Below are 18,631 nucleotides of genomic sequence, written 5' to 3'. Positions count from 1 at the left end.
CTCACCTTGCCACCAATCACCAGCGCACCTCGAAACGGTTTCTCAGATAGATTGCCAGGCTGTTGATCGCCAGCAGGAAGGCCATCAGCACCAGAATGGCGCCGCTGGTCTTCTCGACGAAGCCCCGGCTCACATTGTCCGACCAGATGAATATCTGCACCGGAAGCACGGTCGCCGGCTGCGCCAGCCCCTGCGGAACGGAGGTCAGGAAGGCGCGCATGCCGATCATCAGCAGCGGCGCCGTCTCCCCCAGCGCCCGCGCCATGCCGAGGATGGTGCCGGTCAGCATGCCCGGCAGCGCCAGCGGCAGCACATGGTGGAACACCACCTGCACCGGCGAGGCGCCGATCCCCAGCGCCGCGTCGCGGATGGAAGGCGGCACCGCCTTCAGCGCCGCGCGGCTGGCGATCACGATCACCGGCAGCGTCATCAGCGCCAGCGTCAGCCCGCCCACCACCGGGGCCGAGCGCGGCATGTTCATCGTGTTCAGGAACACCGCCAGCCCCAGCAGGCCGAAGATGATGGAAGGCACCGCCGCCAGATTGTTGATCGAAACCTCAATCACGTCCGTCCAGCGGGTCTTCGGCGCGAATTCCTCCAGATAGATGGCGGCCAGCACGCCCACCGGGAAGCTGATCAGCAGCGTCACCACCAGTGTCAGGAAACTGCCCTTCAGCGCCCCCCATACACCGGCCAGTTCCGGGTCCACCGAATCCGCCGCCGTCAGGAAGGTGCGGTTGAAGGCCGTGCGCAGCTTGCCATCGGCCTCCAGCTGCTTCCAGGCGGCGATCTCCTGGTCGTTGACCGGCCGGTCGCCCTCCGGCGCCGCCAGATCGATCCGCCCCTTCGCCAACTGGTCGAGATTGGACGAGGCGATCAGCCACATGTCCTTGTGTGTGCCGATCAGCGCCGGGTCGGCTTCCACCGCCTCGCGCAGCGCCAGCCAGGCGCCTTCGGACACCAGCGGCACCGCGTCGCCCACCGACTTGTCGACGGCGTCCTGCACCACGCCCTGGAAATTGGCGCGCCGCAGCCGCTCGGGATCGGCCTTCGCCTCGGCCGCCGTCACCCCCAGCCGCCCGGCGTCGATGCTCACCGGCACCAGAATCTGCGTCTGCCGGAAGCTCGGCCAGCCGCTCAGGATCACGCTCGCCAGCAGGAACAGCAGGAAGCCGCAGGCGAGCGCCAGAGACGCAAGGCCAAGGCCCTTGAAAAGCCTTTCCGAACGATAGCGCCTGCGGATGCGCGCCTGCATCGCCGGCGAGCTCCACAGCGTCGGCGCGGCGGTCTGGACTGCCTCAGTCATAGGCCTCCCGATATTTCTTCACCACGGCCAGCGCGTAGACGTTCAGCGCCAGCGTCACCAGGAACAGCACCAGCCCCAGCGCGAAGGCCGAAAGCGTCTTGGCGCTGTCGAACTCCTGGTCGCCGGTCAGCAGCGCCACGATCTGCGCCGTCACCGTCGTCACGCTGTCGAAGGGGTTGGCGGTCAGCCGCGCCGCCAGCCCGGCGGCCATCACCACGATCATCGTCTCGCCGATGGCCCGCGAAACCGCCAGCAGCACGCCGCCGACGATCCCGGGCAGCGCCGCCGGGATCAGCACCTTGCGGATGGTTTCCGAAGGGGTGGCCCCCATCGCCAGGCTGCCGTCCCGCATGGAGCGCGGCACCGCCGTCAGCGCATCGTCCGCCATCGAGGAGACGAAGGGAATGATCATCACCCCCATCACCAGCCCGGCGGCCAGCGCCGACTCCGAACTGGCGTTGGAAATGCCGATCGAAAGCGCGAAGTCGCGCACGGCGGGCGCCACCGTCAGCGCCGCGAAGAAGCCGTAGACCACGGTCGGAACCCCGGCCAGCACTTCCAGCACCGGCTTCGCCACCTTGCGCACGCCGGGCGCGGCATATTGCGTCAGGTAGATCGCCGTCATCAGCCCCAGCGGAATGGCGACGAGCATGGCGATGATGGCGCCGATGAACACCGTGCCCCAGAACAGCGGCACCGCCCCGAAGGCGCCGGAAGAGCCCACCTGATCGGCCCGCATCGCCGTCTGCGGCGACCATTGGGTGCCGAACAGGAATTCCACCGGGCTCACCAGCTGGAAGAAGCGGAAGCTCTCGAACAATAGGCTGGCGACGATGCCGAAAGTGGTCAGGATCGCCACCAGCGACGCCAGCACCAGCGCCAGCATCACGAAGCGCTCCACCCGCGTCCGGGCGCGGAAATCCGCCGTCAGCCGGCTCCAGCCCCACAAGGCCCCCAGCGCCCCCAGGGCCAGCGCCGCGCTGCCGAACAGCATGGCGTAGCGCGTGGCGGATGCCTTCCAGACGGCCGCCGCCGCCTCGGCATGCGCATTGAAGGCGGCGGCGTAATCGCCGCGCACCAGCCCGCGCACCTCCGCCAGAAAGGCCGAGCGTTCGAGATCACTCGGCCCGACCGCGCCCTCCGGCAGGCTCGCCAGCACCTCGCGGGAGACCAGCCCGCCCGCCAGCGCCGCCCAGGCGGCGATCACCGCCAGCGCCGGCAGCAGCGACAGGATCGCCACGAAAACCCCATGCTGGTGCGGCCGGGAATGCACCGCGCCCACCTCGCTGCCCGCCTGCGCCACGAAGCCCAGCGCCCGGCGCCGCCCCAGCCAGAAGCCGAGCGCGCCCAGCGCCAGCACCGCCAGCAGCACGGCCCAAAGGCTCATGCCAGTTCCTCCGCCGCCAGCGGCGCCAGCGTCTCCGCCCGCGCCCGGTTCGCCTCGCGCACGGAGTCCGGCGAGGGCACCAGCCCGCGCCGCTGCAGATAGCCGCCCGGCCCCCAGGCCCGCTCGCTCGTATATTCGTCCAGGAATTCGCGCAGGCCCCGGATGGCCTTCACATGCTGCGCCTTCACATAGATGAACAGCGGCCGCGCCGCCGGATAGGTGAAGTCGGAGATCGTCTCATAGCTCGCCATCACCCCGTCGATCGGCACGTCGCGGATGGTGTCGAGGTTCCGCTCCAGGAACGAAAAGCCCAGCACCCCCACCGACTGCGGATTGGCCGCCAGCTTCTGCACGATCAGATTGTCGTTCTCGCCGGCTTCCACATAGGCGCCGTCCTCGCGGATCTTGTTGCAGACCGTCTTGTGGCGGGCGGAATCCGCCTTCTTCAGCTCCCGCATCGCCGGATCGGTGTCGCACCCCGGCTCCATGTAGAGCTCGTTGAAGGCGTCGCGCGTGCCCGACGTCGGCGGCGGCCCGATCACCTCGATGCGGACGGCCGGCAGCGCCGGGTTCACATCCTTCCAGGTCTTCGCCGTCTGCGGCCGCCCAAATGGCTCGGCGGCCAGCGCGGCATAGACATCGCGCAGGCTCAGGTCGAAGGCCGCGCCGCCCTTCCCCTGCGCCAGCACCACGCCGTCGATCCCCACCTGAATTTCCACCACATGCACCGCGCCATTCCTAGCGCAGTCCCGAAGCTCGCTCGCCTTCATCCGCCGCGACGCGTTCACCACATCGGGAAAGCGCGAGCCGAGGCCGGCGCAGAACAGCTTGATCCCGCCGCCGGTGCCGGTCGCCTCCACGATGGGGGCCAGATATTCGGGATTGTTGCGGCTGAAATTCTCGGCGACCGCCGTCGTGAAGGGAAAGACGGTGGAGGATCCGACGATGCGGATCTGGGTCCGCGAATCGGCGCAGGAAACCAGCGCGAACAGCGTCGCAGCGAGCAGAGCTGTGCAGCGGAGCCTGGCTTGCCGGTTCAACGAATACCTGCCGTTTCAACGGATTGAACAAAGGCACACCGGAACCCGGCCGCCCGTCGATGCATTTTATGTCTCGACGGCAAGGCTTATGTTACAGAAGCATTTCTATTTTGTGACACACCCTCCGGCGCCTCCGCTTCCTCCGCCGGCTTCAGCGCCGGCGCCATCACCGGAAGCGTGAACGACACCACCGTCCCCTCGCCCTGCCGGCTGGAAATCTCCAGCCGCCCGCGGTGCCGCTCGACGATATGCTTGACGATCGCCAGCCCCAGCCCGGTGCCGCCCATGGAGCGCGAGCGGCCGGTGTCGATGCGGTAGAAGCGCTCGGTCAACCGCGGCAGATGCTCGGGCGCAATTCCATCGCCTTCGTCGCGGACCGAAACTCGCACCATCTCCTCGCCGCGCGCCGGCTTCTCCAGCACGGCGGAAACCATCACCGGCGTCCCGGAATGCCCATATTTCAAGGCGTTGGAGATGAGATTGTGCAGCACCTGCAAGATCTGGTCGCGGTCGGCCACCACCTGCGGCAGGTTCGGCTCCACTTCCAGCACCAGCTTGCGCCCGTCGGCCTCCAGCCGCATCGCCAGCGTCTTGCCCACGTCCGTCAGCAGCGGCGGCAGTTCCAGCCGCGTCTGCGGCCGCACATATTTGTCGAGCTCGATGCGGCTCAGGCTCAACAGATCGTCGATCAGCCGCGACATGCGCGCCGCCTCGCGACCCATGATATCCAGGAACCGCCGCCGCGCCGGCTCGTCCTCGGCTGCCGGCCCCAGCAGCGTCTCGATGAAGCCGGAGATATTGGCCAGCGGCGTGCGCAGTTCGTGGCTGGCGTTGGCGACGAAATCCACCCGCATCCGCTCGGTCAGCCGCGCCTGGGTGATGTCGGCGAAGCTCAGCAGCAGCCGCTGCCGGTCCAGCGAGACCACCCGCACCCGGAAGGCCCCGTCGCGCGCGCCCAGCGTCGTCACTTCGCGCGCCGCCGGCTCCTGCCCGGCGATCCCCAGCCGCACGGCGTCGATCACCACCGGGTGGCGGATCGTCTGGCGCAGGTCGGTGCCGACCACGCGCTGGCCGAACAGTTCCATCGCGCCTTCGTTGGCGGCCAGCACCTGCCAGTCGGCGGAAACCACCAGCGCGGGATATTCCAGGGCGGAAAGGCGGATCAGGTCTGCGCCCTCGGGCGGAATCTGCAGTGGCCTGAGCCTCAGCGGCACGTCACCCCCATCGCCATCCGGTTGCCTGTTCCCAAGCAGATAGACGAGGAAAATGACAGTCAGAAGAAACGGCGCCCACAGCCAGGCGGAAATATCCGGGCCGGCAATATCCGCGCCGACAAGGGCGATGCCTGCCGCCAGGCCAAGCCCCGCCACCACGGCCAGAAGGGTCGCGCGCGCATCGGTCACGCCGCCCCCCTGCCACAGGAAGACGCCGCGCGCATCCCTTTTGCAACATTTTCGCCACCTGACCGCAATCAAAGCGGCCGGCGCTACCCCTTGAACTGACGGACGACGCCCTCGCCCATCTGCCCCATCAGATCGAACAGCCGCTCCGGGTCCTGCCGCTTCAGTTGCAGCAACGCCATTTCCGGCCCGCCGGCGGCCCCCACATCGATCTCGCGCAAGCCCTTCTCGAAGCCGGCCAGGATGATCTCGGCCGCCTCCCCGGCGCTGATCCCGCCGTTCACATCGTCCTGCCCCTCGCCCTTCGCGCTGCCGTCGGCGGTCAGCGCCCGGGCGGCGATCTCGGTCCGCACGAAGCCCGGCACGATCGTCGTCACCTTCACGCCGCGAAATTCCACTTCCGTGCGCAGGGCGTCGAAGAAGCCCATCACCGCATGCTTGGCGCCGCAATAGCCGGTGCGTTGCGGAGAGCCGAACTTCCCCGCCACGCTCGCCGTCACCGCCAGATGCCCGGAGCCCCGCTCCAGCATCTGCGGCAGCACCAGCTTCGCCAGCGCGACGGGCGCGAAATAATCCACCTCCATGATGGTGCGGTAGACATCCATCACCGTGTCCTCGGCCAGCCCCCGCTGCGAGATGCCGGCGTTCAGGATCAGCATGTCCACGGGGCCCGCCTCGGCGACGATCCCCGGAAGCGCCGCATGGTCGGTCACTTCGAAGGGCAGGATTCGCGCGTCCGGCACGCCGGCCGCCACCCGCGCCAAAGCCTCCCGGTCCCGCCCGGAAAGGATTACCCTCGCCCCCGCGCCACCGAAAGCCCGCGCCAGCGCCGCCCCGATCCCGGACGAAGCCCCGGTGATCCACACCCTCTTTGCCTCGAAACCCATAAGCCTTCCTCCCCGAACGGCTCAGGCCAGCGCGCCCCAGGGCGGCACCGCCGGCGCCCGCATCAGCATCGGGTGCACGAAGGTGGCCAACCCCCAGAGCAACGCGCCGCCCAGCACCGGCACCGCCCCCGGCCACAAGGCGCTCCACGGCTGCCGGCCGGAGAATTGCGCGCCTAAGGGCCAATAGCTCGTCTGCCGTTCATAGCGCACCCAGTTGCCCCCCAGCAGCCTGCGCTTTTTCACATCCTGATGCGCCGCGCCGATCAGCGCCAGCGCGCCGATCCCGAACGCCAGCACCACGGTCGGCAGGCTGCCCGACATCCAGGCGTGGACGATGGCCCAGATGGCGAACGCCCACATCATCGGATGCCGGGTGATCCGCAGCACGCCGCTCGCCGGCCGCTCGTCCACCGGCACCCCGGCCAGCCCCTTGTTGGCCGGCGTCAGCGAGCCGACGAACAGGATCGAGGCCCCCAGCATCAGCGCCGAGGAAAACAGCCAGGCCCAGCCCGGCGCCGCCCAGACAGGATAGGGGTCGAGCTGCCGATAGGCGAAGATGGCGCCGCCCAGCAGCAGCAGGGAGACCAGGGAATAAACCCCCAGGAACCCCTTCTCCCCCAGCCGCGCCACCAGCCGGTCCCGCGCGAACGGAGTGGCAAGGCCGATATGGGTCAGCACGAAGGCCGCCAGCAGCAGCAGAAAAGACACGGTCATGCCCAGATTCCTCAGCAAGAAGGCGGAAACAGCCGCCAGGATCACCGACATGACGCGCGCCCTTACCCTCGCTAGCGGCTGTACGCCTCCGGCAGTTGCGTCCGCTCCCGCCCCGGCTGGTAGCGCCGCGCCAGTTGCGTCTGCCGGCTCTCCAGGCTCTGCGGCACGCCGCGGATGATCACCTGCTCCGCATGGGTCGTAAGCTCCAGCGGATCGCCGGACCAGACGACGACATCGGCCGCCGCCCCCGGCTTCAGCACCCCCATATCGGAAAGCCCGAAGATCTCGGCCGGCGTGCGCGAGATCGCGGCGAAGGCCTGATCCCAGCTCAGCCCGACGCCGCCGGGAAGCCGCGCCTGCGCCACCATGTTGCCGGCGTAATGCGGCAGGTTGCGCGGCTGGAACGAAACGTCGAGGTCGGGAACGCCCAGCGCCACCTTCACCCCCGCCGCCGCCAGCCGGCCGACGTTCGACATGGTGGAGCCGATCGCCTCGAAGCTGTCCGGCCGGTTGTTCATGCCCAGCGTGATCACCGGCACGCCGGCGCGGGCGATCTCGTCCGCCACCAGCCAGCCTTCGTTCGCCGACACCAGCACCAGCCGGATGCCCGGATACATGCGCGGCAGCTTCAGAACCTGCCTTATGTCCGACGCGCGCTCGGCGCGCACCAGCAGAGGCTGCGCCCCGCGCAGCACCAGCGTCAGCGCCTGCGCATCCTCCGGCGCCAGCCGCAGGTCGCGGCTCTGGTCACGGCTGGGCGCCCCGCCCTTCAGCAGGCGCTGCGCTTCCTCCAGCGCGTTGGTGATCTCGATCCAGGCGGCCGGCCGCGAGCCGCCCGCAAGGCTCGCCCCCCGCTCGCCATAGACCAGATACTGGAACGCGCGCGGCCTCAGGGGCTCGGTCGTCCCGTCCGCCAGAGACAGCACATAGCCCTGCCCCGCGAACAGCGAGCGCCCCGGAGACGGGCCGACGATCGCCGCCGTCACCCCTTCGATCCGCCCCACCGGGATGGAGGTCTCATTGGGGTTGAAGGCCCCCTCCAGCATCAGCGCGGCGGTCGCCGGCGACTGGCGGGCGGACAGGTCGTTGGAGCTGCTGACGCCGCTCACCTCCACCGCGCCGAACTGGCTCAGCCCGGCGATGATGCCCGGTGTCACCCATTTGCCATTGGCGTCGATCACCCGGTAGCCGGCGGGCACGGCGGTGCCGGCCGGCCCCACTCGCTCCACCGAGCCGCCGGAGATCAGCACAACGCCCCCCTCGATCGGCGCGCCACCGTTGGTGACGACCTTGCCGCCAGTAATGGCGATGCGTTCCTGCTGCGCCACCGCCTGAGAAGACGCCGCCAGCAGCAGGGCCAGAAGAAGCTTCCTCATTTGCGGTCTCCCTCACCCGGCTGGCCCAGTTCGAAGTCGCTCACCGGGCGGCGTTTCGGATCGTTGGTGTCGTAAAGCAGCGCCCCATCCACCCAGACCTTCTCGGGCCGGGAATAGACGGAAAGCGGATCGCCGTTCCAAAGCACCACATCCGCCTGCTTGCCCGGTTCCAGGCTGCCCACCTTGTCGGCGATCCCCAGCGCCTTCGCCGGGTTGATCGCCAGCCAGGTCCAGGCTTCCTCGTCCCTGATCTCCAGGCCCATCCTGCGGCCATGGCCCAGCGCCTTGGCCGTTTCCTGATTCAACCGCTGGATGCCGTCGGCGTCGTCGCTGTGGGTGATGGCGCAGCCGCCGGCCGCGTGCATGAAGGGCAGATTTTCCTGGATCCCGTCATAGCTTTCCATCTTGAAGCCCCACCAGTCGGCCCACAGGGCAGCGCAAATGCCTTCCGCCTTCAGCAGATCGTTGATCTTATAGGCTTCCACCGCATGGTGGAACGCCGTCACCTTATAGCCGAACTCCTTGGAAAGCTGGATGATATTCGCCATCTCATCGGCGCGGTAGCAATGGTGCTGCACCAGTATCTTCCCGTCCAGCACGCCCGCCAGCGTCTCCATCTGCATGTCGCGCTTCTGCGGCCCCTTCGCCGTCTTCAGCTTCGCCTGATAGTCGCGGGCATTGGCCCAGGTCTGCCGCGTCATGGCGACATTGCCCATCCGCGTGCCCGGCATCTGGTTGCGGCTGCCATAGACCCGCTTGGGGTTCTCGCCACAGGCCATCTTCAGGCTCCAGGGCGCGCCCGGCATCAGCATGTCCTGCGCGGTGCGGCCATAGACATTCTTCAGCGTCGCGCCCCGCCCGCCGAACAGGTTGGCGGAACCGGGCAGCACATGCAGCACCGTCACCCCACCCGCCAGCGCCCGGCCGAAGCCCGGATCCTGCGGCCAGACGGAATGGATCGCCCACACTTCCGGGCGGACCGGGCCGGTGATCTCATTGCCGTCCGAATGCGCCGGCACGCCGGGCGAGGGGTAGTCGCCCAGATGCGAATGGATGTCGATGATTCCGGGCGTCACCCATTTGCCGGCCCCGTCGATCACCGTGGCGCCGGCCTCGTCCACGCTCCTGCCGACAGCGGCCAGCTTGCCGCCCTCGAAGCGCACCGCGCCATTGTCGATGCGCCCGCCCTTGCCGTCGTAGATGGTGACGTTGCGGATCACCGTCGGCACCCCGGGCCAGGCCCGGTAGGTGGAGGCGACCGCGGCCTCGGCGTCCGGGCTTCCGCCCGGCAGGCTCGGGCTCGGCGGCGTGCTCGTCGCCGAGGTCTGGCCGCCGCCCGTTGTCGCGCAGCCCGCCAGCAGGGCCGCCAGAAGTCCTATTGCTGCAATCCGCATCAGTTCGCCTTTCCAGGGTGCACGCCAGCCGCCTGCGCTTCGCCGATCCCGCCTTCCCCGGCGAGGCTTTCGTCCCGCAGGCTTTCAAGGTGCATCAGCTTCTTGATGAAGGGGCTGAGCAGCAGCACGAGGACGCCGGCGCCGATCGCCAGCCAGCCCACGTTGGAATAGACGGCCAGCGTCGATTCCGTGGTCGCCGCGCCTTCGCTGCCGCCCGTCGCCCTGGCGATCAGCCCGGCGGCGAAATTGCCGGTGGCCGACGCGAAGAACCAGGTGCCCATGATCAGGCTCGCCATATGCGCCGGCGCCAGCCGGTTCATCGCCGAAAGCCCCACCGGAGACAGGCAGAGCTCGCCCGTGGTGTGCAGCAGATAGATCAGGAAGATGAAGATCACCGGAGTCAGCCCGCCGCCCTGCGAGCCCCACACCAGCACCAGGAACCCGAGCCCCAGCTGCAGCATCGCCAGCCCGAACTTGGCCGGCGCGCTCGGCTCCAGCCCGCGCTTCGCCAGCCCCAGCCAAAGCATGGCGAAGAAGGGCGCCAGCGTCACGATATAGATGGCGTTGATCGACTGGAACATCGAGGCCGGCACGTCCCAGCCGAGGATCTGCCGGTCGACCGAGCGGTCGGTGAAGAGGTTCAGCGACGACCCCGCCTGTTCGAACAGCGCCCAGAACAGGATGGAGCCGACGATCAGGAACATGGCGGCGAAGATCCGGTCCCGGTCCTCGCGCGGCAGCTTCACCACCGCCGTCCACAGCACATAGCCCACCAGCACGGCGCCGGCGACGCCCAGCAGCGTGCCGACCACCGCCTGGTTCTGCACCAGCACCCAGCTCACCGCCACGGCCACCAGGCCGGAGATGTACAGCCACCATTCCAGCGGCAGTCCGGCATGGCGGGCCGCCAGCGCCTGCGGGTTGACGGGTTCGCCCCGGCCTTCCAGCCAGGGCTTGCCGACCACGAACACGATCAGCCCCAGCAGCATCCCGAGCCCCGCCGCGCCGAAGCCCCAAGCCCAGCCATAGGTCTGCCCCAGATAGCCGGCGCCCAGCGCGCCCAGCGCCGCGCCGAGATTGATGCCCATGTAGAAGATGGTGTAGGCCGGATCGCGGCGCGGGTCGGTGCGCTTGTAGAGCTGGCCGACGATCACCGAGATATTGGCCTTCAGGAAGCCCGAGCCGACGATGATGAACGACAGCGCCAGCCAGAAGACGTTCATCGCCGGGTCGCCCTGCCCGCCATCGCCTTCCACCGCCATCAGCACATGACCGAAGGTCAGCAGCACGGCGCCATAGAGCACCGCCTTCCTCTGCCCCAGCCAGCGGTCCGCCAGATAGCCGCCGATGACCGGGGTGATATAGACCAGCGCCGTATAGGCGCCATAGATCACGCTCGCCTCGCCGTCCGAGAACATCCAGTGCTGGACGAGGTAGAAGATCAAGAGCGCCCGCATCCCGTAATAGGAAAAGCGCTCCCACATCTCGGCGAAGAACAGCACGAACAGTCCGCGCGGGTGGCCGAGCCAGGTCTTCCGGCCGGCTTCCTCCGCGCTAGGCGCAGTTGCATCAGTCACATGGGTCTCCTGCGTATCCCTGATCGGGGTCCGTCTTGGCCGCGGACCCCGTGCAATGCCCTTTTGATGCGGCCCATGGCGCGCGAGTGCAAGAGTTTTGCGCGACTGCATTTCAGCACGCGAACCGCGGCCCCTAGCAAAAGGCGGATTGGCATTTGCCCGGCGCTTGCGCAGAAGGGCCGGGAAAGGACCCCCGATGAACTCTCCCACCCGCTTCGAAGGCACGGACCATTATGTCGCGACCGACGACCTGAAGGTCGCCGTCAACGCCGCCGCCACGCTGCGCCGGCCGCTGCTGGTGAAGGGGGAGCCGGGCACCGGCAAGACTGTCCTCGCGCACGAGATCTCGAAGGCGCTCGACGCGCCGCTGCTCGAATGGCACGTCAAGTCCACCACCAAGGCGCAGCAGGGCCTCTACGAATATGACGCCGTCGCCCGCCTGCGCGACAGCCAGCTGGGCGACCCGCGCGTCGCCGACATCTCCAACTACATCCGCCGCGGCAAGCTCTGGGACGCCTTCGTCTCGCCCCGCCTCCCCGTCCTGCTGATCGACGAGATCGACAAGGCCGACATCGAGTTCCCGAACGACCTCCTGCAGGAGCTCGACCGGATGGAATTCAACGTCTACGAAACCGGCGAGACGGTGAAGGCCGAGCAGCGCCCCATCGTCGTCATCACCTCCAACAACGAGAAGGAGCTGCCGGACGCCTTCCTGCGCCGCTGCTTCTTCCACTATATCCGCTTCCCGGACGCCGACACGATGAAGGCGATCATCGAAGTGCATTTCCCCGGAATCCAGAAGGCGCTGGTGCGCGAGGCGCTCAGCGTCTTCTACGACATCCGCGAAGTCCCGGGCCTGAAGAAAAAGCCCAGCACCTCGGAACTGCTGGACTGGCTGAAGCTCCTCCTGCACGAGGATCTGCCGCTCGACGTGCTGCAATCGCGCGACCCCAAGAAGCTGATCCCGCCGCTCCACGGCGCCCTCCTCAAGAACGAGCAGGACGTGATGCTGTTCGAACGCCTCGCCTTCATGTCGCGACGTGAGGGCGCGAAGAGCTAGGCCGGGGCCTCCCACTCCCCTTCACTACCCCGCTATTCCCCTTCGTCACCCCGGGCTTGACCCGGGGTCCAGCTTTCCGCCCGGCGCGGACAAGAAGCGGAATCCCGGATGAAGCCCGGGATGACGGAAACAGATCAGTCACTTCCATGGCTTCTCAACCCAGCCCGGCCCTCCTCCGTCAGCAGCCGGGCATAGACCCCGGCCATGCGCACCGCCTCCCGATGCACGGCGTCGCGCATGGCCGGATCGGCTTCCGCCATGATCGGCTCCACGAAGGACAGCACGGCGCGCATCAGCACGGTCGCCCCGGCCCGGCGCTCCACCGGCTTCAGCGCCGGGTTGCGCGCGCCCAGCGCCCCGGCCAGGATTTCCCCGACCCGCTGATTGGATTTCATTTCGATTTCCGCCAGTTCCGGCGAAGTCTTCAGAACACGCACAAGCCGCAGATCCGCTTCCGAACTGGTCGCCACCAGCAGTTCCAGCGTCTCCTCGATCAACGCCTCCACCGGCTCGTCGCGCCGCAGCAGGGCTTCCAGCGGCTCGTCCACCCGGTCCATCAGTTCCTGGCACAAAGCCCGGAAAATATCGCCGCGATCGCGGAAATAGCGATAGACCGAGCCGACCGGCACGCCCGCCGCATCCGCCACCATGCCGGTGGTGATCGCTTCCGGCTCATTCCGCTCCATCAGGCTCATGGTCGCGTCCAGGATGGAACGACGGGTCGCCTGCGCGCGCGGCTGCGTCGGTGTCCTGCGGCTCATAAATACGCTTACCTCCCATGCACTTCCCACCCGCCGCCCTCTCCCCAGGGCGCTTTCCGCGGGCAAAATGAACTCCGCTCACTTTATCGTTGCCACCTCCAGTCCTCTATGACAGGCTGGATGCAAATATCCCGAAAAATTCCGGGGAGGGAGGAGACATGATGCAGCATCGCCTCGCGGCCGGCGCCACGATCGCGCTTTTCCTCGCCGCCTGCAACCAGCAGAAGCCGGCTTCGCCGCAGGAAGGGCGGCCTTCACCCGCCAGCCAGCAGGCCACGGAAAAGCTGATGGAGCAACTGGTGACGGCGAAGCCGGGCGACGTGATCGCCATCCCCGCCGGCCTCTACAGCTTCGACCGCTCGCTCAGCCTCGCGACCCCCGGGGTCACGCTGCGCGGCGAAGGAATGGACAAGACCATCCTCAGCTTCAAGGGCCAGATCGCCGGCGCCGAGGGGCTGCTGGTCACCGGCGGCAACTTCCTCATCGAGGATCTCGCCATCGAGGATTCGAAGGGCGACGCCCTGAAGGTGAACGGCGTCGAGAATGTGATCATCCGCCGCGTCCGCGCCGAATGGACGAACGGGCCGGACACGAAGAACGGCGCCTATGGCATCTATCCGGTGCAGACCAGGAACGTGCTGATCGACGGCGCCGTCGCCATCGGCGCGTCGGACGCCGGAATCTATGTCGGCCAGTCGGTGGACATCGTCGTCCGCAACAGCCGCGCGGAATATAATGTCGCCGGAATCGAAATCGAAAACAGCGTGAACGCCGACGTGCACGACAATGTCGCCACCAACAACAGCGGCGGCATCCTCATCTTCAACATGCCGAACCTGCCGCAGGCCGGCCACAGCACCCGGGTGTTCCACAATCGGGTGAACCACAACAACACCGACAATTTCGCCGCCAAAGGCACGGTCGTCGCCACCGTTCCCACCGGCAGTGGCGTCATCGTCAACTCCAACGACCTGGTCGAGATCTTCGACAACGACATCGGCAACAACCGCACGGCGAACGTCATCGTCTCCAGCTATTTCTCCACCGGCTACATGACGAAGGAGGGGGTGGCGAAGACGTTCGATCCCTGGGCGCAGGGAATCCACGTCCATGGCAACCGCTTCCAGGGCGGCGGCGACAAGCCCGGCACCACGGAACTGCTCGCACTCAAAACCTTGAAGTTCGGCCTCGACGGCCGCCTTCCCGACATATTGTGGGACGGTTTCGTGAACCCCAGCCCGCCGCCCGGCACGCCGCCGGCGCTCTGCGTCGACAATGCGCCGGCCGAAGTGCTGAACGCCGACGGCCCGAACAGGTTCCGCAATCCGAAGATCAGCGCGATACATGGCTGCACGCTGCCGCGGCTCCCCGCCGTCACGCTGGACCTCAGCTGGGCGGAAGGCGCCGGCCGCTGATGCGCTGGCTGGCGGCGCTGGCACTGCTTCTCCTCGCCGCCTGCTCCCCGCCCGGCGGAGTGACCTTCCACGCCGAAGACGACCCGGAAGACCTCGCCGACTGGGGCGTGCTCCGCGTGGAAGGCGGCAAATTGCGCCTGGCCGACGGCAGCCTGCCCTATGAGCTCGCCACCCCGCTCTTCACCGACCATGCCTCGAAACTGCGCACGATCTGGATGCCGGACGGGCAGCAGGCCCGCTACCACCCGGCGCAGGCGCTCGACTTCCCCGTCGGCACCATCATCTCGAAAAGCTTCTACTACCCGACCGACGCCGAAGGCCGCGCGCTCCCCGCCGATGGCCCCGCCCGGCTGGAAGACGGCGCGCTCGACCTCACCCGTGTCCGCCTGATCGAAACCCGGCTCCTCGTGCACCGCGAACAGGGCTGGGTCGCCCTTCCCTATGTCTGGAACGCCGAGGGCACGCGGGCGAAACTGCAACGCATCGGCGGCATCGCCAAAGTCCGGCTCGCCGGCCGCGGCGACGAGTTCACCTATGTCATCCCCAACGCCACCCAATGCGGCGCCTGCCATGTGCCCGACGCCGCCAGCCGGAAGCTCCAGCCCATCGGCCCCACCGCGCGCGGCCTCGGCATCCCCTCCCCCTTCGCCCCGGGCCACCCCGACCAGCTGCGATGGCTGGCGCAAGCCGGCAGGCTCGCCGGCCTGCCGGAAACCCCCGCCCCCGCCAGCGCGGTCTGGACGGACACGGCCCGGCCGCTTGAAGCCCGCGCGCGGGCCTATCTCGACGTGAACTGCGGCCATTGCCACAACCCCGCAGGCCCGGCGCGCACCTCCGGCCTGCATCTGGACGCCGCGACCAGCGACCGGCGCGAACTGGGCTTCTGCAAGCCGCCGGTCGCCGCCGGACAAGGCACGGGGGACCGGACGTTCGCCATCGTGCCCGGCCACCCGGACCAGTCGATCCTCGTTTACCGGATGGAAAGCGTCGCCCCCGGCGAGATGATGCCGGAGATCGGCCGAAGCACTTCCCACGCCGAAGGCACAGCCCTCGTCTCCGCCTGGATCCGCGCGCTCGAAGGCGCCTGCGAAGTGAAATCGACGAATTGATCGCATCGCCACTGGCGCCTGACCCTGAGTGGGTCTAGGGATGGCGAAATACTGTTCTTTTTGACACTTTAACAGGAGGCAACAGATGAAGAACCGGCAAATCCTCGCAGCCACTTCGATCGCGCTGATGCTGGCCCTTTCGGCCTGCGGCCGTGGCGGCACCTACGCCGATGTCGCGCGCTTCCACACAAACCAGCCGATCAACCGCGGCACCCTCTTCATCCAGCCGTCCGACCCTTCGATCGCCAACAACCTCGAATTCCGCACGCACGCGGAATCCGTCGCCGTCGAAATGCGCCGGCAGGGCTTCCAGACCGTGCCGGACGCCGCCCAGGCGCAATATATCGCCGTGCTCGACATCGCCCAGACGGACGGCACCACCGTCACCCGCCCGGGCACCACGGTCGGCGTGCCGGTCGGCCCCACCGTCATCGCCACCCCGGTCGGCCGCGGCCCGCGCAACAGCACCGAGCGCACCACCACCGTCGCCGTGCAGATCCAGCGCCAGGCCGATGGCGTGAAGATCTGGGAAGGCCGCGCCTCCAAGACGGCGCAGGCCGGCTCGCAGGGCGCCACCCTCACCTGGGCGGTGCCGGTGCTGTCCGAAGCCCTCTTCCGCGATTTCCCGGGCAAGCCGGGCGTCACCCAGCAGGTCCGCCTCTGAGCTGAAAGACCAGTCGCCCCGCCGGCCCGTCCGGCGGGGCGATTTTCTTCGGAGACCGAAGCTGAACCGCCTCTTCCCGGCCGCCACCCTCGTGTTCATGCTGGCGCTGTCCGCGCCCGCAACGGCGGCAAAGCCCGCTTCCCCCACGGCCGGCACCGAACTGCACCAGGGGCTGCTCCCGGTGCATCTCGACAAGGCCAACGGCCGCATCCTCATCGCCTTCCCGCCGCCGGGCGCGGACGGCGTCTCCACCCGCCTCCTCTACGCCGCGCAACTCCGCACCGGGGTCGGCTCCGCCCCGCTCGGCCTCGACCGTTCCCGCCCCGGCCCCGCGCACATCCTCGCCGTCCGCCGGCTGGGAAAGAAGGTCGCCTTCGAGCTAGAGAACCCCCGCTTCCGCGCCACCGGCGCCCCGGCCGCCGAGCAGGCCGCCGCGCGCGACGCCTTCGCCACCTCCACCCTCTGGCTGGGGGACGCCATCCCCACCGCGAACGGCGGCTTCCTGGTGGACATCGCCCCCTTCCTCACCAAAGACGCGCAGAACATCGGCGGCAGCCTGAAGGGCGCCGGCGAAGCCGGCTGGAAGCTCGCGCCGGACCTCAGCGCCGCCGACCCGGCCGCCACCCGCGTCTTCCCCGACAATCTGGAATTCGAAGCGCTGCAGACCTTCGTCTCGGACACGCCCGGCGCCGAAATCCGCAACATCGCGCCCGACCCGCGCCAGATCGGCATCACCGTCCGCCACAGCTTCATCCGCCTGCCCGACATCGCCGGCTACCAGCCCCGCCGCTTCGACCCGCGCGGCGGCAGCTTCTCCAGCCAGATCGTCGACTTCGCCGCCCCCTTGGGCGAACCGGTGGTGCGCGACGTCGCCAACCGCTTCCGGCTGGAAAAGACAGACCCTTCGGCCCCCCGCTCCCGGGTGAAGAAGCCGATCCTCTTCTACATCGACAGCGCCGCCCCCGAACCCATCCGCACCGCGCTGCTGGAAGGCGCCCGCTGGTGGGAAAAGGCGTTCGAGGCCGCCGGCTACATCGACGCCTACAAGGTGGAGATCCTGCCCGAAGGCGTCGACCCGCTCGACATAAGGGTGAACGTCGTCAACTGGATCAACCGGGCGACGCGCGGCTGGTCCTATGGCTACGCCGTCACCGACCCGCGCACCGGGGAAATCCTGAAGGGCACGGTGCTGCTCGGCTCGCTCCGCGTCCGGCAGGACATGCTGATCTACGAAGGCCTCGTCGGCGCGGCGCAGACCGGCAGCGGCGGCCCCAACGACCCGGCGCAGGTGGCGCTGCAACGGATCCGCCAGTTGTCGGCGCATGAAATCGGCCACGCGCTCGGCCTCGCGCACAATTTCGCCGGCAGCACGCAGAACCGCGCCTCGGTGATGGACTATCCCGCCCCGCGCGTGCAACTGGCGAACGGCGCCCCCGACCTGTCGGACGCCTATGGCACCGGCGTCGGCCGCTGGGACGTCTTCGCCATCCGTTGGCTCTACGAGGAGCCGCCCGGCGAAAACGCCGATGCCGCCGCCTTCGCCCGCGCCACCGAAGCCACGCAACAGGGCCTGCGCTTCGTCGGCGACGAGCAGGCGCGCGACGTCGGCAGCGCCCACCCCCACGGCAGCCTGTGGGACGACGGCGCCGACCCGGTCGCCGAACTCGGCCGGATGATGGCGGTTCGCCGCGTCGCGGTCGACCGTTTCGGCCTCGCCGCCCTCTATCCGGGCGAGCCGGTCAGCAACCTGCGCCGCAAGTTCGTGCCGATCTGGCTGATGCACCGCTATCAGGTGGAAGCCGCCGCCAAGCTGATCGGCGGGGTGGACAGCCGCTACGCGGTGGCGGGCGCCGGCCAGGAACGCGCGGAGCCGGTGGCCGCGGCGGTGCAGGCCTCGGCTTTCGACGCCCTGCTGAAAACGCTGGACCCCGCCGAACTGGACGTGCCGGCGACGCTCACCCCGCTGCTTTCCGCCGGCTGGTCCGGAGAGCGCGACCGCCAGTTCGAGATCGAGATATTCCAGACCGCCGGCGGCACCGTCTTCGACCCGCTGGCCGCAACCGACGCGGCGGCGACCGTCACGCTGGAGGCGCTGCTCCACCCCGCCCGCCTGAACCGGCTGGCGGAGGCCGGCCGCCACGACCCCGCCACGCTCTCGCTCGCCTCGCTCACCCGCCGCCTGCTGGCGCTGGACAACGCCCCCGCCGGCTCGGCGGCGCTGGCCGAGGTCCGCCGCCGCATCGGCACCCGCACCCTCCTGACGCTCGCCCGCGCCGCGCGGAACCCCGAACTCGCCGCCAGCAATGCGCGGCTTCTGGAAGCGCATCTGGCGGACCATGGCCGCCAGCTCGCCATAAAGGCCGGGGATTCCCCCATCCAGCGGGACTGGAACCGCGCCATGTCCGCCCTGCTCCAGGATCGCGAGGCGCTGAACGCCCTTCTCGCCCGGCCCGACAGCGCCCTGAAGGTGCCGCCCGGAATGCCGATCGGCAGCGACGGCCCCGGCTGAAGCCGCGGTCCGGCAAACCCATCCAACCCAAA

Annotated in this window: 15 protein-coding genes; 5 read left to right on the top strand and 10 right to left on the bottom strand. The window is 68.6% G+C overall.

Annotation, left to right across the window (positions count from 1 at the left end; all coding sequences use genetic code 11):
• Window positions 1-16 precede the first annotated feature (16 nt).
• From pstA to L6Q21_RS08485, 9 genes are all read right to left on the bottom strand, one after another.
• Window positions 17-1,306 (bottom strand): phosphate ABC transporter permease PstA, encoded by a 1,290-nt coding sequence (pstA, locus tag L6Q21_RS08525; protein ID WP_237830321.1) that lies wholly within the window; start codon window positions 1,304-1,306, stop codon window positions 17-19.
• On the bottom strand, window positions 1,299-2,693 hold the full coding sequence (gene pstC, locus L6Q21_RS08520; RefSeq protein WP_237830320.1) for a phosphate ABC transporter permease subunit PstC: 1,395 nt from the start codon (window positions 2,691-2,693) through the stop codon (window positions 1,299-1,301). The genes pstA and pstC overlap by 8 nt, the downstream gene beginning before the upstream one ends.
• Window positions 2,690-3,733 carry a substrate-binding domain-containing protein gene (locus L6Q21_RS08515; RefSeq protein WP_237830319.1) on the bottom strand — a complete coding sequence of 348 codons (1,044 nt, stop codon included), beginning with the start codon at window positions 3,731-3,733 and terminating at the stop codon, window positions 2,690-2,692. The genes pstC and L6Q21_RS08515 overlap by 4 nt, the downstream gene beginning before the upstream one ends.
• A gap of 86 nt (window positions 3,734-3,819) precedes the next feature.
• Window positions 3,820-5,136, bottom strand: coding sequence for a sensor histidine kinase (locus L6Q21_RS08510; protein ID WP_237830318.1), 1,317 nt, complete (start codon window positions 5,134-5,136; stop codon window positions 3,820-3,822).
• Window positions 5,137-5,219: 83 nt separating this feature from the next.
• Complete coding sequence (locus L6Q21_RS08505; RefSeq protein ID WP_237830317.1) at window positions 5,220-6,020, bottom strand: SDR family NAD(P)-dependent oxidoreductase; 801 nt, start codon at window positions 6,018-6,020, stop codon at window positions 5,220-5,222.
• A gap of 21 nt (window positions 6,021-6,041) precedes the next feature.
• Complete coding sequence (locus L6Q21_RS08500) at window positions 6,042-6,734, bottom strand: NnrU family protein (RefSeq protein ID WP_237830316.1); 693 nt, start codon at window positions 6,732-6,734, stop codon at window positions 6,042-6,044.
• A 71-nt stretch (window positions 6,735-6,805) separates the two neighbouring features.
• The gene (locus tag L6Q21_RS08495) at window positions 6,806-8,110 is read right to left on the bottom strand and encodes an amidohydrolase family protein (RefSeq protein ID WP_237830315.1); all 1,305 of its coding nucleotides are present in this window, start codon (window positions 8,108-8,110) and stop codon (window positions 6,806-6,808) included.
• Window positions 8,107-9,504 (bottom strand): amidohydrolase, encoded by a 1,398-nt coding sequence (locus tag L6Q21_RS08490; RefSeq protein WP_237830314.1) that lies wholly within the window; start codon window positions 9,502-9,504, stop codon window positions 8,107-8,109. The genes L6Q21_RS08495 and L6Q21_RS08490 overlap by 4 nt, the downstream gene beginning before the upstream one ends.
• Window positions 9,504-11,081: a peptide MFS transporter gene (locus tag L6Q21_RS08485; RefSeq protein ID WP_237830313.1), complete on the bottom strand. Its 1,578-nt coding sequence runs from the start codon at window positions 11,079-11,081 to the stop codon at window positions 9,504-9,506. Before L6Q21_RS08485 ends, L6Q21_RS08490 begins: the two co-directional genes overlap by 1 nt.
• 196 nt (window positions 11,082-11,277) lie before the next feature.
• Here L6Q21_RS08485 and L6Q21_RS08480 point away from each other — a divergent pair, with 196 nt between their 5' ends.
• Window positions 11,278-12,141 (top strand): AAA family ATPase, encoded by an 864-nt coding sequence (locus tag L6Q21_RS08480; RefSeq protein ID WP_237830312.1) that lies wholly within the window; start codon window positions 11,278-11,280, stop codon window positions 12,139-12,141.
• Between the two features lie 134 nt (window positions 12,142-12,275).
• Here L6Q21_RS08480 and L6Q21_RS08475 read toward each other — a convergent pair whose 3' ends face one another.
• The gene (locus L6Q21_RS08475; RefSeq protein WP_237830311.1) at window positions 12,276-12,902 is read right to left on the bottom strand and encodes a TetR/AcrR family transcriptional regulator; all 627 of its coding nucleotides are present in this window, start codon (window positions 12,900-12,902) and stop codon (window positions 12,276-12,278) included.
• Between the two features lie 158 nt (window positions 12,903-13,060).
• Here L6Q21_RS08475 and L6Q21_RS08470 point away from each other — a divergent pair, with 158 nt between their 5' ends.
• From L6Q21_RS08470 to L6Q21_RS08455, 4 genes are all read left to right on the top strand, one after another.
• On the top strand, window positions 13,061-14,317 hold the full coding sequence (locus L6Q21_RS08470; RefSeq protein WP_237830310.1) for a parallel beta-helix domain-containing protein: 1,257 nt from the start codon (window positions 13,061-13,063) through the stop codon (window positions 14,315-14,317).
• Window positions 14,317-15,426, top strand: a complete 1,110-nt coding sequence (locus tag L6Q21_RS08465; RefSeq protein ID WP_237830309.1) for an SO2930 family diheme c-type cytochrome — start codon at window positions 14,317-14,319, stop codon at window positions 15,424-15,426. Before L6Q21_RS08470 ends, L6Q21_RS08465 begins: the two co-directional genes overlap by 1 nt.
• Before the next feature lie 85 nt (window positions 15,427-15,511).
• Window positions 15,512-16,090: a DUF4136 domain-containing protein gene (locus tag L6Q21_RS08460; protein ID WP_237830308.1), complete on the top strand. Its 579-nt coding sequence runs from the start codon at window positions 15,512-15,514 to the stop codon at window positions 16,088-16,090.
• Between the two features lie 97 nt (window positions 16,091-16,187).
• Window positions 16,188-18,599, top strand: a complete 2,412-nt coding sequence (locus L6Q21_RS08455) for a zinc-dependent metalloprotease (protein WP_272492459.1) — start codon at window positions 16,188-16,190, stop codon at window positions 18,597-18,599.
• Window positions 18,600-18,631 lie beyond the last annotated feature (32 nt).

Origin of the sequence: Sandaracinobacteroides sayramensis (assembly GCF_022014495.1) — a bacterium.
GTDB classification, from domain to species: Bacteria; Pseudomonadota; Alphaproteobacteria; order Sphingomonadales; family Sphingomonadaceae; genus Sandaracinobacteroides; species Sandaracinobacteroides sayramense.
Note: the sequence above shows the minus strand (reverse complement) of the source record. Positions and strands in the feature narration are given on the sequence as shown.